The sequence below is a fragment of the Campylobacter sp. CH278 genome (assembly GCF_004378845.1).
Classification (GTDB): Bacteria; Campylobacterota; Campylobacteria; order Campylobacterales; family Campylobacteraceae; genus Campylobacter_D; species Campylobacter_D jejuni.
In genome coordinates, this window is sequence record NZ_RYXZ01000035.1 from 1 (window position 1) to 333 (window position 333).

A 333-nucleotide genomic window follows, 5' to 3' on the forward strand; every position below is an offset into this window, starting at 1 on the left:
TAACTAGGATGGGTAATCATTTGAGGAAGATTATAAACAAATTGTTCTATACCTTGAAGAGCATCAAGAGGATCATTGCCATGAGAAACAATAGAATTTTTAAAATTTTCTGCTAATTTTTTATTCAATCCTAAAATATCTTCATGAAATCTTTCATAATAATTACTCATCAGTTCTAAAAAATAAATTCTAGAAAATTGAAAGAAAGGTTTGCTAGAGCAAAAATTAGAAAAAAATTCTATATCCAAAGAACTTGTTTCCAAAACCATCAATCTTGCACTTTGTAATTCATTTGAAAAATCTAAGATATGAAACATTATCCAAATGATTTCT

1 pseudogene is annotated in these 333 nt (G+C 25.8%); it reads right to left on the bottom strand.

The window, feature by feature from the left end:
• A pseudogene (locus ELQ04_RS08570) lies at positions 1-333 on the bottom strand (motility associated factor glycosyltransferase family protein); the annotation flags it as partial.